This is a genomic window from Peribacillus sp. FSL M8-0224, from assembly GCF_038003055.1.
Classification (GTDB): domain Bacteria; phylum Bacillota; class Bacilli; order Bacillales; family DSM-1321; genus Peribacillus; species Peribacillus frigoritolerans.
The window spans coordinates 3,915,720-3,930,529 of sequence record NZ_JBBOOJ010000001.1 but is presented as its reverse complement, the minus strand read 5'-3'; the positions used below and the strand labels follow the sequence as shown (position 1 = coordinate 3,930,529).

The window sequence follows — 14,810 nt, the reverse complement described above, 5'->3', positions numbered from 1 at the left end:
AATGCTGTTAAATCAACATCTTGATTTTAAAGATGGGGTGTCAATAAGTCTAAATTGGACTTATGAGACAGCCCCCTTTTTCTATGGTTCTAGGCAGAGATTAGAGAAGGAGAGAAATCGCGTCATATAACGTCTGTGAACAGGAGAGGATAAGGAGTTGATAGACTCGTTGCTGTACCAAGACCCTCTTTGGGTCTCAAAAGGACATTACCTTTTTAGCCTTAGTCTTTATGTTTCACTCTTTTTATTCATCTTATGATTAGCCAACAGTAAACCTATTCCAACAATCCCACCAATAATGGTTATTGTGAAACTTTCAGGTGTTCTGGTGGTGACACCATATAGAAAGCATCCGAAGAATATGACCACGATAAGAGTGTGGAATAAACGATATTTTGACATCAAAACACCTCTTTTATTTAGTTGTGATACTTGTACTTAGTCGTAGTCTTACCTTTGTAGTTGATCTTTTCATAGTATACTGTTTTTGACTTAAATTTATAAGCTTTAAGGTCACTTTTCTTAATGTAGTTTCTAAATGAAAGACTACCATGATATAACTCTTTCCAACTAGTATATGTAGCAACTGCAAAAGAGCCAACACCTGCAGTAGTCCCTAAAAATCCTACACCACCCAGTACAACCCCACCAATAATCAGACCTTTACGCCTATCTGAATTTTGGTAGACCAATGAATAGTCTTTTGGAGGTACTTTCATACATGTATATGCAGGATAACATGCTGCTGCCGGTTCTGGTTTTGCCAGTGATGTAATACTAAACATGCTGGTTAATAGGATAACGGACAATAAGGCTTTTAAAGTTTTACTTCTCACGAACATTCCCCTTCCCAAGACAAATTTAAACTCACTTTGTGTTTAATAGATATTTTAATTCATAACTTTATAGTAATACAAAGTGAGAGGAACGAAATTCCAATTTTGAAATGGGGCGTTGCTGTTTTGAGATGCTTATTTATTTGTTGAATGGAAAAGCTATTGCTTACTCACGAACAAGTTGTATGGTTTGAATCGTTTAGACTTATTTGTAGTTAGTTATTGTAACTGCCCTTAAAATATCTTGCCAGTTAAGTGTAGGCAATTCAGTGTTTTCTACAATGACTCTATTCCAGAGAATCCTTAGAATTAAATCAAGCTTCCTCTACTGTATCGAGCCTCGTTCCGTATATCCGATAAAGAACCAAAGCGAATACCATTCCTATAAAGGAGATGGAGGAAATGAACAAGTAAAGGGTCTTCCCGCCATATGCTCCATATATGGCTCCGCCTATATAAGAAGCAATAATTCCCGAAACCCCGAAGAATAGCAGCGCCAGTACGGTCTGGCCTGTGGCACGCCATTCCACCGGAACGATCCGGTAAAGATATTGGATGGCCGCCGAGTAGAAAATCGGGAAAGTCAATAGCTGCATGACCTGCAAATAAGCTAATAGCTGTGGATCGGTAATCCACGCAGAGACGAAATAACGGATAAAGAAAAACGCTGCTGCAAACGAAATGATGATGATTTCCTTACCTTTGCGCAGCCACCAAAAGCTTAGGGCGAATACAACGATTTCACTTCCCGCCGCCAAGAACCAGGTCAAGCCTACAAGCTTGGCACTTCCCCCAAGTTCCCGGATATATACTCCAAGGAAGGTATCGTTCATCCTTGCCGGAACAGCACAGATAAAGACCAATAACAGAAAGAGAAGCGTCTCTTTATTGCTGAAAAAATGCTTAAGGCTGCTTAAGGTGACAGGTTTCCCTGAAACGGGAGCATCAGGCATCATCCAGCTGACAATGAAGCTGATCAAACCTATTCCTGCAAAAAGGAACGCAAGGCTGTTCGCTCCGAAATATGACATAACATAGCCGGTGATCAGCGATATGACCGCATAACCCAATGCACCATATGTCCGGATGGAGCCGTAGCTAATCCCGGATTTCTCTGCCATCGTAAAATTGAGGCTTTCCGTCAGGGGATCGATCGGCATCAGAAAGAAATATAGCAGCATGGCAAACAGGATAAGCTGAAGATAACTGCTTGAATCATAGAGGAAATAACCGATTACGCTCGAGAAAAAGATGAGTAACAACAGGACTTTTCGTATAGTCCTTGTTTTGTCGCTGATCATTCCCCATAAAGGCTGGGTAATGAGGGTGACAAAACCTCCTGTACCGATGATGAATCCGATTTGGGCTGGACGCAAACCTTGATCAGCCAGATAGACTGGGAGAAACGGAATGAAAATGGCAAGCAGTCCAAAATATAAAAAGTTAAAACTCTTTAATAATCGTATTGCTTTCATAAAAAATATAATACCTCACGTGTTCTATAGAGTGGATTGATTTCAGACCATGTTATTGTATCATTGATGACAGAATTTGAAAAAATAGTTTTAAAATAGATTCGGTTTCGAGGTTAAATCTCACTTTTAAAAAATGGATGTAAATGATAGAATTAACACTTATTGTTAATTAAAGAGGGTGGTAATTCATGGACCAGGACACAAAAGTGATTCAAGAGTTGCAGCAATTGAAGCAAAAAGTCGGTCATCTTGAAGACTTATTGACGCAGCAACAGAATAAAAAGGAAAAAGCAGGACCATTTCGAATCTTCCTGGACGCAGTAGGCTCACTGCTATTTGGATTAATTGTTGTAGGACCGGTTATAGTGATTGTCGTTGGGGTTCTGATGGTGGCTGCATCATGGTTAGGGATCGAATTTTAAACGTTTAGGAGATTATGAATATATTGATTTGATTAGGTGACCAGTGGGAATGGATAGGGAAATGTTTTTTTCTATATATTGTAATTTTATTTGCATCGAATGCACGATTTAAGTATTGCATCTTTTCTTAAAAGGGGGATTTTTAAAGTGAAAGTATTGCTACCTTTTGCAATAGCCATGATTGCACTTACAGGGTGTTCTGCAATAGCCGATAACGGAACCAGTGAATTGAAATGGTATAAAACCAAAGAAGAAACGATTAATCATGGCATTAAAGAAGAAAAGATAAAAAAAGAAGACATCATTGGAGAAGTTAGTGAAAACAGAGAAACATTTGTTATTTATAAGAAACAATTTGAAGAAGGCTTGGGAGTAGGGGTATCAAGCATTAGTGAGCAAGAAGGAAAGTTTGCTTGGTATGACCCTGATCAAGATGTTCTTGTTAAAAACGATAAAGTCAAAAAGTATTCTTCCCAGATCAGTTGGGGAACAACAACACAATCAGGAAAGGATTTTACAATTTACACTGGATTAAGTGATGATCAAAGTCCTATCGTTAAAACACAAACTAGTGAAGTAAGCCCTGCGATAGACAAGGGAAGTGGGATTTATTTCTATATAGAACCTGCTAAATAAGTCATAAGAACATTTGTTGAATTTACGAAACTACTGGTAAATTGAGGGTATCCATTAATGGCACTCTTTGTCTTTAGGAAACCTTGCAAATACGATTCAACCATCATGGGTTCTTCATTTTCATCTTTTAAGACTATCTAACACTTGATTCTGCAGCCGCAGGATGTTCCTTAAGTGCGATTGAATTTGTATATTATTTGTCCGCCAGTATCCTATAATTGGATCAAGGGCTTTCACGATTTCCCCTAATTTGTTTCTTTGAAAATATTATCCTAAGAAAGTTATTGACAAATTTACCTTGAGTCCGTATAGTATGGGATATTATTAAAAATATTCAGATATAATTTTTGAAACGCAATGAACAGGAGTAGTAAAAGCTCATTATTCGGTGAAGAGAGCTGCGGGTTGGTGCAACGCAGTCCAATGATACTTTGAACTTGCCTGGGAGTGGTAAAGCGAAGGATAGGAATAATTCCATTCTTTTGTTTTAACGATTAACCTTCGTTACAAGGTTTTTAAAGCAGGGTTCTTTAAAGAGCCAATAAGAGTGGTACCGCGGTAAGCTTAAGGCATATCGTCTCTTTCTTCATTTGATTATGAAGGAAGAGACGATATGCTTTTTTTGATTTTTGGGAGGTAAGGATATGGAAACGGACAAACGGAATTTACAGAGGACAATGACTTCAAGGCATATTACGATGATGGCATTAGGCGGTGCCATCGGGGCAGGTTTATTTAAAGGAAGCAGTTCAGCCATTGATATGGCAGGCCCTTCCGTAATCATTGCGTACTTAATAGGGGGAATCATCCTATTATTCATCATGCAAGGTTTAGCTGAAATGGCGGTCCGCAATAGCGGTGCACGAACATTCAGGGATTTGGTCGAATCGATCTTAGGAAAGTATCCTGCCTATTTCCTGGATTGGATCTATTGGAAAATGTGGGTATTGAATATTGCGGCCGAATCAGTGGTTGCGGCGATTTTCCTTCAATATTGGCTGCCCGGATATCCAATCTGGATATTGGCATTAGCTGTTTCGGTTTTGGTTACTGCGGTTAACTTGCTGTCGGTAAAGGTTTTTGCTGAAACGGAGTACTGGCTTGCTTTAATTAAGATTACGGTCATCATTGTGTTCATCATCGCTGGATTATTGTTACTGCTCGTTACTTTTGGTGATCATACAGCGGTCGGTTTTTCTAACTTGACCGAACATGGTGGTTTCTTTCCGAATGGATCGACAGGTTTGATCACGGCGATGCTGGTGGTAATCTATTCATATGGCGGTACGGAAATCATCGGGGTCACATTAGCTGAAACGAAAAATCCTGAAAAAGTGGTTCCAAAGGCCGTTCGCAGTACATTGGTCAGGATCATTTCTTTCTATATCATTCCTTTTTTCATCATCGTTAGCTTAATTCCTTGGAACGAAGTAAACGGGGTGAAGGAAAGTCCGTTTGTAATGGTCTTTCAAATGATCGGGATTCCAGGTGCCGACCATATCATGAATGCCGTCGTTCTATTAGCGATCATATCATCGATGAACTCCGGGTTGTATGGTTCATCCCGCGTTCTGTATACACAAGCCGTGGATGGTCGCGTTCCGAAAATCTTTTCCCGTTTATCCAAGAAGAAAGTACCTGTTCCCGCAATATTAATGTGTACTTCCGCATTATATGGCGGTGTATTGATTTCCTTATTTGCCGGAAGCAAGACCTTCGATTTCCTAATGGGTTCGCTTGGATATACCGTATTATTCATCTGGTTGATCATTGCTTTCGCCCATTTGAAATCACGTAAACAACAGTCCGGAAAAACAAGTGCCTATTCGGTAAAATGGTTCCCGTATACGACTTGGGCTGCGATCATCGCTTTAATAACGATCCTGATCGGAATCATTTTCACGACATCCATAGTCGTTACGATCATTACACTTTGCATCTACATCTTCATTTCCTTAACGTATGTATGGAAAAAACGCCATAACAAAATCTAGAGATGGCGGAGTGATCACTTTTGCCTTCCCGCATATAAGTTTCATATCAAGCCGTGGTATATGCCATGGCTTTCGTTATGTATTCTTAGTTGGATGAAAAGTAAGAGATATCCATTTTACTAGTTCATGGGAATCATTAACTTTAGCGATTAAAGAGTTAATCTAGTGAAAAATGTAGTATAATAATCTTTGGAAAAAAACCAATATATTGAAAGCCGGAGCGAGCTATGAAAAACAATTCCCTACTATCCTTTCACCCGTTATATTATTTATTACTTTTGATGATTACTAGTTCCATCTATTCAATCATCAATCAATCTTCAGGTCATGCTGTCGATGTTACGACTATAATAGATGGGGAGATTCCCTTTATTAAAGAATTTGCCGTTCCTTATTTACTTTGGTATCCGTATATTTATGGATTGCTGATTTACTATTGCTTCGTTGACCGAAAGCACTATTTCGTCGGATTAGGCAGTTTGATATCGGGGAAACTTCTCTGTTTTCTTGTATATTGCCTTTGGCAAACGACAGTTCCGCGTCCAGAAGTCGTGGGCAACGATATCTTTGCCCAGTTAATGCGGTTCATCTATAGTCATGATCAACCTGTCAACTGCCTTCCCAGCATACATGTACTGACCACATTCATCATGATGATCGTCGCCCATAAGCGGAAAGAAGAGCACAAATGGGAGTATGCCAGTGTCACTGCATTCGGAACACTGATCATCCTCTCCACACTATTTACGAAACAGCATGCTGTATTGGATGTACTCGCAGGAATCCTCCTAGCATGCGGGGTATATGCAGCCGTCCAGTATACGTTCCATGCGCTATCGGCTTTTCAGGCCAATCATTACCCAGCGAGGCAAATTAAAAAGTGACCACAGGAAAAAGCCACTGTAAGAATATTCGCTCCCATGAGTTGATATGTTACAGCGGCTTTTTTTTATTGAATGATTGGGCATTTATGTAAATTATATATGGTATTATGTTTTTAATCGAATGGAAACAGTGGAGGGAGGAAAAGAATGCCTCATCATCTTGATCGAATGGCTGAAGACTTGGTTAAAGCAAAGTTGGAAAATTATTGGCCGGGTTTTGAACTTGTTGCCTATGCAATATATGACAAGAGTAATGTTTATCTATTTAATCATCCTAAATTCAGTAACAATCCACCATGTACATATCATATTTTAAAGTGGGATACCGAGTTTACTGCTGACACAATCATTATGTATGAAGAATACCCCACTGCAATTGTTAATATGGATCACTATAAGGAATATGAAGATTTGTTTTCAATGCTGGTTCATGAATTGTTTCACGGCTATCAATATATAAAGGATGAAAAACGGTTTCCCGATGAAATGCTGGGAATCACATATCCGCTGTCAAAAGAAAATGTGGAATTACGAAATCAGGAACGAACAAATCTTTATTGTGCAATGTTGGAAAATGACCTAATTAAGAAGAAACAATACCTTAATGCCTTCATTGCCCTAAGGGAAAAAAGAGCAGCCAAGATTGAAGAGTACCTGACATATGAAAATTTGATTGAAACAATCGAGGGACCTGCGTGGTATGTCGAATTGAAGGCTTACTCGGAAAAAAGCCCGCTTGATTACGATTCAGTTTTAAAAAAGTATGCACAACAACTAACAAACAAATATGAATCTACTTCTCGGATTAGAAGAAGTTGTTATAGTTCGGGTTTATTTATGTGTTTGTTACTGGCTGGATGGAAAGTTTTTTTGATAGAGAAGATACATTATATGACCTATTAAAACAGCAGTCCGGTGACTATATGGAGCATTCAATGGCTGATGTGAAAATAAGTCCTGAAACAGAGGAAGTCATTAGCTTTGCTATGGAAAAGAGAATGAAAGCATTTGAAGAGTTTAATAAAGAAGCAGGCATTCATTTATATATTGAAGGGAAAATAACTGCTGAATCTTATGACCCGATGAATATGATCCCATTAGAAGATAGACTGTTACATAAGAGCTTTATAAAAGTAAGGATGAACAATGAAGATTTTCTTATTCAACAACCGGTAATTGCCCATGTTGATCATGGGATTCAAAATATAAATAAATTACATCTGATAATAGAGAATGAACCCTCTGAAACCAATGATTCGCTAACCATTGATGGCATTGGAGAAATAAAGGGAAGATATAAGAAACAAGAAAATATCCGGCATGTACTTATTTAAAATGAATTTTATCTTAACTGGGTTTCAATCATCATTCCCTTATTACTTTTTGCACTAAGGATTTTGGTTGAATTGAATGTACAGCCTATGTAAAAAAAGCATCGAACCTCCCATGACAGGAAGTCAGATGCTTTTTTCTTTTACATTTCAGCTTCAATTTTCAAAGATGATTCTTCGCTGAACTGTTCTTTATCCAGGTCACCCGTTATTTTACTAGTCAGAATACCGGAAGTCATGCTTCCGCTGACATTCACGGCCGTTCTACCCATATCGATCAATGGCTCGACGGAAATCAACAGGCCGGCCAAGGCGATTGGCAGGTTCATTGCAGATAATACAAGGATGGCAGCGAATGTTGCTCCTCCGCCTACACCTGCAACCCCGAAAGAACTAATGGCCACGATGGCAATCAACATGGCGATAAAGGAAGGATCTAGCGGGTTGATCCCAACCGTTGGAGCGATCATGACCGCTAACATGGCCGGATAGATTCCGGCACAGCCGTTTTGACCGATCGACAAGCCGAAGGATCCGGCAAAGTTGGCAATACCTTCGGACACCCCTAGTTGTTTCTGTGTTTGGATGTTCAATGGCAGGGCGCCAGCACTTGTTCTTGAAGTGAAGGCAAACGATAATACTGGGAAAGCTTTTCTCAAATATACGATTGGATTCAATCCTGCAAGCATCAGCAATAGCAAATGGATAAGGAACATGACAATCAGGGCCACATATGAGGCACCTACGAATTTCCCTAATTTCAGGATGGCATCCAAATCACTCGTAGCTACCGTCTTCGTCATGATCGCCAAGATCCCGTAAGGTGTTAAACGCAGGATCAATGTTACTACGCGCATGATGATGCTGTGCAATGTATCTACTATTTTAGCAAAAAATTCAGCATGTTCAGGCTGTTTCCTTTTGACTCCTAAATAGGCAATCCCAAGAAATGCAGCAAAAATTACAACGGAAATGGTTGATGTCGGACGTGCACCCGTTAAATCAAGGAACGGATTGGACGGAATCAATTCAAGAATTTGCTGCGGCATCGTTTTATCCTGAATCGTACCGTATGTTTCCGATATTTGATCCCCGCGGCTTAACTCCGCTTCTCCTTGCTCAATTTGAACGGCTTCCAAATTGAATACAGTTGCCGAGGTGATCCCGACAGCTGCTGCAATCGCAGTCGTTCCAAGCAGGATTCCGATGATCAGGACACTGATCTTTCCAATATTGCTAGTCAGTTTCAATCTTGTGAATGCGGATAAGATGGAAATGAAGACAAGCGGCATGACGATCATTTGCAGGAACTTGACATAGCCGGAACCTACAATGTTAAACCAATCGACCGATTTAACGATCGCCTCTGACTGAGGTTCATAGAAATACTGCAAAAGAAGTCCGAATACAATTCCTAAACCAAGTCCAGTAAAGACCCTTTTTGTAAAGGAAATATGCTTCTTATTCATGTAAAATAAAACGCCTAAAAGAACGAGCATTATGGCAAGATTTAAAAACACATAACCAATCATATATATTCCTCCTAATTCCGATTAACCAAATGAGAATAATAAATATCTGAAGCCTATGATACATCATCCGCTGATTTTTTACCAGAAGAAAATAATTTATTTTTGACTTTTCAAGTAATTCATGTATTTATCTTTATTCAGGAACTGGATTTGAGGGAACAATAAAGGGATGCTGGATCAAGCTAGGGTACAAATCTTCATCTATATATTTATCAGGAAGGATTAGCCCTTTGTTTTCTTGAATGATAGATTAGGCCGCATATGCTTAGCGTTTTTTTGAAAGGGTGGAAGAATGATGGATATATACATTGACAGGCTTAATGAACGGGATGCACAAGCGTTATTTACATTTGAATGCAATAATAGAAGGTTTTTCGAGCAAACGGTCCCAGGCCGGGGTGATGATTATTATAGCTTTGGAACGTTTGGAATCAGGCATAAGGAATTATTAAAAGAACAAGAAGAGGCCATCTCCTCTTTTTATTTGATTAAGGATGGTTCAGGCATAATCGTCGGCAGGATTAATCTTGTGGATATCGACCCCATCAAGGGTACGGCTCATGTCGGTTATAGAATCGGTGAAGCGTTTACGCAAAAAGGGATTGCGAATGAAGCTTTAAAGCTATTGATGAAGCTGGCGCCGGATTTGAATGTGACGCAAATACATGCCAAAACGATAAGTGACAATATCGCCTCCCAAAAGGTTTTGGTGAAAAACGGTTTTGAACGGATTTCGATTAATGAGGAAATTAGTGCGGATTCGGGTCAAAAGCTAACATTCTTCCATTATAGTAGGAACCTTTAAATCCATTTTCTTCTATATAATAGAACGCATTCCATTTTTTAATTGTGAAAAGAGGGGGAGGTAGCGGCTGTCACAGAAAGGACCTTCCCTGTAAACTAACCGAGGATAGACCGCTTGATGGTCGCAAAGGACTTAAGAGTAAATAATTGCGAGATATTTTCCCGGCAAAAGAGTTCCTTTACTTAAAAGAAGAAAGGAGAATCTAATATGATAGAAGGTTTATATGAAGCCCATTTACCAGTCAAGAACCTGGACATCTCTATGGATTTTTATAAGAAAATAGGCTTGAAACTAGCTTGGAGGGATGAAGATACTGCCTTCTTTTGGATCGAGGAAAACAAAAGCTGGGTCGGCTTATGGGAAGGGAAGGAATATCAAACTCCATACCACCCTTCACTAAGGCATATCGCCTTTCGGGTAACTTATGATAATATGAAAAATGCATTAACTTGGCTCAAATCCTTGCAAATTGAAGTCGTCCCTTTTGGAAAAAGGACAACGATTGAACCATTTGTGCGTCCGAACCAAGGAAACGCTTCCGTCTATTTCAATGATCCCGATGGCAATAGTCTCGAACTTATGTGTTCGATAAAAGTCCCTGATGCATATAAGCATATGACCGAAAAACTTTCGCTTGAAGAATGGGAAGAACTATTAACCAGGTGAACTTTGTAAAGAAAAATTTCCCCGCCCTGTCTCAATCATTAATTTTTTATAGAAGTATGAGCAATCAATATGGAAAGGCTTAGGGCACTTGCTTCCCTCTAATGATTAATTTCAGATTTCTTGTTTATTTGTATTTTGTTAATATATAGATTAATTGGGTTTTTTGATAAAATGAAAACAAAAAAATATTCTGTATGAAACTTTTGATTTTGGAAAGGCAGAGCCAGTGTTTTTTGATTTTGGAAAGGCAGAGCCAGTGTTTTATAGAAGGAAGTGTAAGAATGCAATTAACGAATAACGATAGTATCCATAATCAATTACGTGCAGACTGTGAGAATTGTTTTGGTTTGTGCTGTGTAGCCCTGCCATATGCAAAGTCTGCTGATTTTGCATTTGATAAAGATGGAGGTACACCATGTTCAAACCTTCAATCCGATTATCGTTGCGGCATCCATGAAAATCTCAGAGCAAAAGGGTATAAAGGCTGCACGGTATATGAATGCTTCGGTGCCGGTCAAAAGGTATCCCAGCTCACCTATGATGGAAACGATTGGAGGGACAACCCAGAATCAGCAAAGGAAATGTTCGAAGTGTTTCCAATTATGCAACAACTCCATGAAATGCTTTGCTACTTAAATGAAGCACTTAATTTAAAAGATGCGCAACCTCTTCACCGAGAATTGCATGGCGCTTTTGAAGACACGGAATATCTCACTAAACAAAGTCCAAAGTCTATCATGGACCTGAATGTACCAGCTCATAGAACGATCGTTAACGATTTACTCCTGCGCACAAGTGAAATGGTACGTGCAAAGGTTTCATTTAAGAAAAATAAGAAAAAGCCGAACAAAATAGGCAGGGGAAGTGACCTGATCGGTGCAAAATTGAGAGGTGCTGACCTTAGGGGAGCGAACTTAAGAGGGGCTTTACTTATTGCATCCGACCTCAGGGAAGCCGACATGAGAGTGACGGACCTGATCGGTGCAGATTTTAGGGACGCCGATTTAAGCGGTGCCGATCTCACCGGAAGTTTCTTCATCACACAAGCACAGATTAACTCGGCTAAAGGCGACACGAATACAAAATTACCGCACTCATTAAGCATTCCCGATCATTGGAGGTAGAAGGATGTTTAATTCACGAGTAAAGCGTGAAACTCACGAGTAAAAGTGTCAAACTCACGAGTAAAAGCGTGAAATTCGCGAGTAAAAGTGCCAAACTCACGAGTAAAAGCGTCAAACTCACAAGTAAAAGCGCGAAACTCACGAGTAAAAGCGTGAAACTCACGAGTAAAGCCCAAACTCACGAGTAAAAGCGTAAAATTCGAAAGTAAAAGCGTAAAACTTACGAGTAATAGGAAATTTAATACATAGTGCATGAACATCAATAGCGGACAAGTAAATTAGATTTGGCTTTAATCCGAAGCTTTTACAAAGAGTGAACTCTACCAACAGCGATTCTTCATTAGGAAGGATCGTCTTTTACATTTGGGCGGGAAATGTTCATTTTTCCTTTGACTCTGACGTTGCGTGATACCTTAATGTAAATGATATCGAAAGGAGGTAAGAAGCAGTGGCAATGAAAGTGAAGGAGCTAGCCGATTTGGTTGGCATTAGTGTGCGGACACTGCATTATTATGATGAAATCGGGTTATTATCGCCGGAGGAAATAACCGATGCAGGTTATCGGCTTTATTCGAATGATAATCTTGAGATGTTGCAGCAAATCCTGTTTTTCAGGGAACTTGGCATGCCATTAAAGGAAATAAAACAAATGGTAAACAGCTCTTCGTTTGATAAACAAGATGCGTTAAAGCAACATCAAAAAATGTTACTGGAGAAACGCAGTCAGCTCGATAAATTAATTAAGACGGTCGAAAAATCGATCAAGCATATGAAAGGGGAAATTCAGATGACGAATAAAGAGAAATTTGAAGGATTTGACTTCAGTCAGAATCCATATGAAGAAGAGGCTCGCAAGCTTTGGGGGGATAAAGCTGTCGATGAGTCGAAGGCTAAAGTGGCGGACATGTCCAAAGATGCACAGAAAGTTGTATCGGAGATCTATTTAAAACTTGCGGCAATCCGAGATGCTTCGCCTAAGTCGGAGGAGGCACAAGAGGCCATTAAAGAATGGTATGATTGTTTGAACAATAACTTCGGCACATACTCGCTGGATGCTTTCAAAGGATTAGGTCAAATGTACGTGGACGATCAACGCTTCACCAAAAATATCGATCAATACGGTGAAGGATTGGCAAAATTCATGTGTGATGCGATGGGGCATTTTGCTGATGCTAACAAAAATTGAATCTCAAGATTAAGAAATTTCAAAATAAGAAGGTTGCTCCGGCAACCTTCTTATTGGAGCTGGATATCAGGTAATAGCCAACCCCTATGGTCTATACCCGTATGAAAAATTGAATATGAATATGAAAAGTAAAAAAACGGCCAAAGATGGAATGAAACTAATTAGTACCCATCCCTTCGCTTCCTTACTTTTCACACTTGTGAACCATTTAAAATAAATGAACAGGAGAATGATTAAAAAGGACCATGAATAATAACCAGTCATCGTGTCAACCCAGGCTGAATTTTTATCCCAGTAGGCGTCAGGCACAGGAGTGATATTTCCATACCGTTCATCAATTTTATTTTTTGTGGTAATGAAGATATAGGAAATGACAGAGTAATAAACGACAATGGCGGCTTTTACCAACCAGGGTATGAATCTATTGGAAAGGACGATTAAAAAGATGATGGCCAGAAACACGAATAACTCGATATATAGCTCCAAAATAAAAACACCTCCATTTTATATAGTATAATGATTATGTAAAAATTCCCATTATATTATGGTAGACTGCGAGGTACTGGTTAAATGGAACTTTGGAAAATCAGTCAAAAGGTTTCGGAGCTAAGCGATGTGATTCCTTATTATTTTTTTAGTCTAGTTTCTTCCTGTTTGTCGCTTTCCACGGTGATGGTTGTATTCAGCCTGGGTACCTGGGGAGTGATTGGCATTATCGTGATTTCTTTTTATGTCGTTATCCCTTATTTATTATTTGCTGTTCCGGTACAGGTCCTTTTCAATAAACATCCTAAAAAATTCAGTTTAAACTATTTTTGCCTTTATATTTTTTTCTCTTTGCCGGCCGTATTCATTTATAGTTCGGTGCTTAATTTTGACTTCAGCATGGATATTTTGACTACAAAGAATTTCTATGCAATCAGCCTTTTAGCGGCACTGTTTTTTTGGTTTTGGGATTCGGTCTTTTTACAAAAAAAAAGCTCTGTATCATAAAAAGGGACCGGTTAAATGGTCCCTTTCAACATTACTTCTTTAGCAAGTTTACGATTTCTTTAGCTTTTTCTAATGTAACTCCTTCAATGATACTGTTGTTTTTTCGAACAGCCGTACCGAAATGATAGTGACCGGTATGCAGTTCGGAATGGATAGAAAGGATATTATCCTTATTCAATCCGCTTCCAACCAGTATGGCTATGTCGCCGCAGACTCTTTTCATTTGTTGAATCGTTTTCATGCGGCCAGGGAAATCCCCATGCCCGCCTGAGGTCAATATCGTAGTGATTTCTGGATATTGTGCTAGCATTTCAGCTGAAATGACAGTGTCGTGCGTATCATCGATGGCTCGGTGGAATGTAATCTCCAAACCTTCACATACGGTCAATAGTTCTTCGAGGTATGGTCGATTGATTTCATTTTTTTCATTTAATGCACCTAATACGACCCCGTTCGCTCCCAGTGATCGAATGATTTGGATATCTTTTTTCATGATTTCCAAATCCTTTTGCGTATAGCAAAACGACTGGCTATGAGGCCTTACCATCACGTTGACGGGTATCTTCACTGAATTGACGACAGCTTCTATCAGGGCGTGGCTTGGAGTTAATCCACCCTCGGCTAAAGAACTGACAAGCTCGATTCGGTCTGCGCCCGATTCTTCGATTATTAGGGCATCTTCTATCGTTGTGGCAATGAATTCAATGTACATTGGATTTTCCTTTCCTGCATGCAAGTGTTATATGAATATTAAATCCATTAAAAATCGTAAAGTCAATTCATTAATAGTTTTCCTCAAATGGAATATCTTTATTTCTCAAATTTATGAAACGAAATGAACATTCAAACGTATAAAAACAGAATATATTCAATGGTATATTTGTTCGGCGGGGTAATTAAATGAAAATCATCATGACGGAGGTTTT

At 39.2% G+C, this 14,810-nt stretch carries 17 protein-coding genes and 1 other annotated feature; of the genes, 11 read left to right on the top strand and 6 right to left on the bottom strand.

Annotated features, from left to right (window positions below):
* Window positions 1-228: 228 nt before the first annotated feature.
* The 3 genes from MKX49_RS18900 to MKX49_RS18890 all read right to left on the bottom strand — a co-directional run bounded on the left by MKX49_RS18900 (window position 229) and on the right by MKX49_RS18890 (window position 2,311).
* On the bottom strand, window positions 229-402 hold the full coding sequence (locus MKX49_RS18900; RefSeq protein WP_340877329.1) for a hypothetical protein: 174 nt from the start codon (window positions 400-402) through the stop codon (window positions 229-231).
* A 17-nt stretch (window positions 403-419) separates the two neighbouring features.
* Window positions 420-836, bottom strand: a complete 417-nt coding sequence (locus MKX49_RS18895) for a hypothetical protein (protein WP_340877328.1) — start codon at window positions 834-836, stop codon at window positions 420-422.
* Between the two features lie 314 nt (window positions 837-1,150).
* Window positions 1,151-2,311, bottom strand: coding sequence for an MFS transporter (locus MKX49_RS18890; RefSeq protein WP_340877327.1), 1,161 nt, complete (start codon window positions 2,309-2,311; stop codon window positions 1,151-1,153).
* Window positions 2,312-2,499: 188 nt separating this feature from the next.
* Here MKX49_RS18890 and MKX49_RS18885 point away from each other — a divergent pair, with 188 nt between their 5' ends.
* From MKX49_RS18885 to MKX49_RS18860, 6 genes are all read left to right on the top strand, one after another.
* Complete coding sequence (locus MKX49_RS18885; protein ID WP_340877326.1) at window positions 2,500-2,733, top strand: hypothetical protein; 234 nt, start codon at window positions 2,500-2,502, stop codon at window positions 2,731-2,733.
* Window positions 2,734-2,880: 147 nt separating this feature from the next.
* Entirely contained in the window at window positions 2,881-3,369 is a 489-nt protein-coding gene (locus MKX49_RS18880; RefSeq protein WP_340877325.1) for a hypothetical protein, read from the top strand.
* 348 nt (window positions 3,370-3,717) lie between these two features.
* Window positions 3,718-3,954: a binding site (T-box leader), on the top strand.
* A 59-nt stretch (window positions 3,955-4,013) separates the two neighbouring features.
* The gene (locus tag MKX49_RS18875; protein ID WP_340877324.1) at window positions 4,014-5,363 is read left to right on the top strand and encodes an amino acid permease; all 1,350 of its coding nucleotides are present in this window, start codon (window positions 4,014-4,016) and stop codon (window positions 5,361-5,363) included.
* Between the two features lie 227 nt (window positions 5,364-5,590).
* On the top strand, window positions 5,591-6,247 hold the full coding sequence (locus MKX49_RS18870) for a phosphatase PAP2 family protein (RefSeq protein ID WP_323599336.1): 657 nt from the start codon (window positions 5,591-5,593) through the stop codon (window positions 6,245-6,247).
* 147 nt (window positions 6,248-6,394) lie between these two features.
* The gene (locus MKX49_RS18865; protein WP_340877323.1) at window positions 6,395-7,150 is read left to right on the top strand and encodes a hypothetical protein; all 756 of its coding nucleotides are present in this window, start codon (window positions 6,395-6,397) and stop codon (window positions 7,148-7,150) included.
* 32 nt (window positions 7,151-7,182) lie between these two features.
* Window positions 7,183-7,581 (top strand): hypothetical protein, encoded by a 399-nt coding sequence (locus MKX49_RS18860; protein ID WP_340877322.1) that lies wholly within the window; start codon window positions 7,183-7,185, stop codon window positions 7,579-7,581.
* Between the two features lie 140 nt (window positions 7,582-7,721).
* On the opposite strand, the gene MKX49_RS18855 is transcribed toward MKX49_RS18860, so the two are convergent.
* Window positions 7,722-9,110, bottom strand: coding sequence for an L-cystine transporter (locus tag MKX49_RS18855; protein WP_072273439.1), 1,389 nt, complete (start codon window positions 9,108-9,110; stop codon window positions 7,722-7,724).
* Between the two features lie 295 nt (window positions 9,111-9,405).
* Here MKX49_RS18855 and MKX49_RS18850 point away from each other — a divergent pair, with 295 nt between their 5' ends.
* The 4 genes from MKX49_RS18850 (at window position 9,406) to MKX49_RS18835 (ending at window position 12,891) form a co-directional block, all read left to right on the top strand.
* A complete protein-coding gene (locus MKX49_RS18850; RefSeq protein ID WP_340877320.1) occupies window positions 9,406-9,915 on the top strand; it encodes a GNAT family N-acetyltransferase in 510 nt (169 codons plus the stop codon).
* A gap of 207 nt (window positions 9,916-10,122) precedes the next feature.
* On the top strand, window positions 10,123-10,581 hold the full coding sequence (locus tag MKX49_RS18845; RefSeq protein ID WP_034309555.1) for a VOC family protein: 459 nt from the start codon (window positions 10,123-10,125) through the stop codon (window positions 10,579-10,581).
* Window positions 10,582-10,862: 281 nt separating this feature from the next.
* Entirely contained in the window at window positions 10,863-11,705 is an 843-nt protein-coding gene (locus MKX49_RS18840; protein ID WP_340877319.1) for a pentapeptide repeat-containing protein, read from the top strand.
* A gap of 448 nt (window positions 11,706-12,153) precedes the next feature.
* Entirely contained in the window at window positions 12,154-12,891 is a 738-nt protein-coding gene (locus tag MKX49_RS18835) for a MerR family transcriptional regulator (RefSeq protein WP_340877318.1), read from the top strand.
* Between the two features lie 84 nt (window positions 12,892-12,975).
* Here the strand turns inward: MKX49_RS18835 and MKX49_RS18830 are convergent, their stop codons facing one another.
* Complete coding sequence (locus tag MKX49_RS18830) at window positions 12,976-13,377, bottom strand: hypothetical protein (protein WP_340877316.1); 402 nt, start codon at window positions 13,375-13,377, stop codon at window positions 12,976-12,978.
* Between the two features lie 84 nt (window positions 13,378-13,461).
* On the opposite strand from MKX49_RS18830, the gene MKX49_RS18825 reads away from it, so the two are divergent.
* The gene (locus MKX49_RS18825) at window positions 13,462-13,884 is read left to right on the top strand and encodes a UPF0715 family protein (protein ID WP_340877315.1); all 423 of its coding nucleotides are present in this window, start codon (window positions 13,462-13,464) and stop codon (window positions 13,882-13,884) included.
* A 31-nt stretch (window positions 13,885-13,915) separates the two neighbouring features.
* Here the strand turns inward: MKX49_RS18825 and MKX49_RS18820 are convergent, their stop codons facing one another.
* Window positions 13,916-14,596, bottom strand: coding sequence for a copper homeostasis protein CutC (locus tag MKX49_RS18820; protein ID WP_340877314.1), 681 nt, complete (start codon window positions 14,594-14,596; stop codon window positions 13,916-13,918).
* Between the last annotated feature and the right edge of the window lie 214 nt (window positions 14,597-14,810).

Bases quoted from the DNA above. Each gene is read 5' to 3' on its own strand.
- MKX49_RS18855 (WP_072273439.1), bottom strand. From the start codon at position 9,110: ATGATTGGTTATGTGTTTTTAAATCTTGCCATAATGCTCGTTCTTTTA.
- MKX49_RS18900 (WP_340877329.1), bottom strand. From the start codon at position 402: ATGTCAAAATATCGTTTATTCCACACTCTTATCGTGGTCATATTCTTC.
- MKX49_RS18870 (WP_323599336.1), top strand. From the start codon at position 5,591: ATGAAAAACAATTCCCTACTATCCTTTCACCCGTTATATTATTTATTA.
- MKX49_RS18820 (WP_340877314.1), bottom strand. From the start codon at position 14,596: ATGTACATTGAATTCATTGCCACAACGATAGAAGATGCCCTAATAATC.
- MKX49_RS18865 (WP_340877323.1), top strand. From the start codon at position 6,395: ATGCCTCATCATCTTGATCGAATGGCTGAAGACTTGGTTAAAGCAAAG.
- MKX49_RS18860 (WP_340877322.1), top strand. From the start codon at position 7,183: ATGGCTGATGTGAAAATAAGTCCTGAAACAGAGGAAGTCATTAGCTTT.
- MKX49_RS18845 (WP_034309555.1), top strand. From the start codon at position 10,123: ATGATAGAAGGTTTATATGAAGCCCATTTACCAGTCAAGAACCTGGAC.
- MKX49_RS18890 (WP_340877327.1), bottom strand. From the start codon at position 2,311: ATGAAAGCAATACGATTATTAAAGAGTTTTAACTTTTTATATTTTGGA.
- MKX49_RS18875 (WP_340877324.1), top strand. From the start codon at position 4,014: ATGGAAACGGACAAACGGAATTTACAGAGGACAATGACTTCAAGGCAT.
- MKX49_RS18825 (WP_340877315.1), top strand. From the start codon at position 13,462: ATGGAACTTTGGAAAATCAGTCAAAAGGTTTCGGAGCTAAGCGATGTG.
- MKX49_RS18850 (WP_340877320.1), top strand. From the start codon at position 9,406: ATGGATATATACATTGACAGGCTTAATGAACGGGATGCACAAGCGTTA.
- MKX49_RS18885 (WP_340877326.1), top strand. From the start codon at position 2,500: ATGGACCAGGACACAAAAGTGATTCAAGAGTTGCAGCAATTGAAGCAA.
- MKX49_RS18840 (WP_340877319.1), top strand. From the start codon at position 10,863: ATGCAATTAACGAATAACGATAGTATCCATAATCAATTACGTGCAGAC.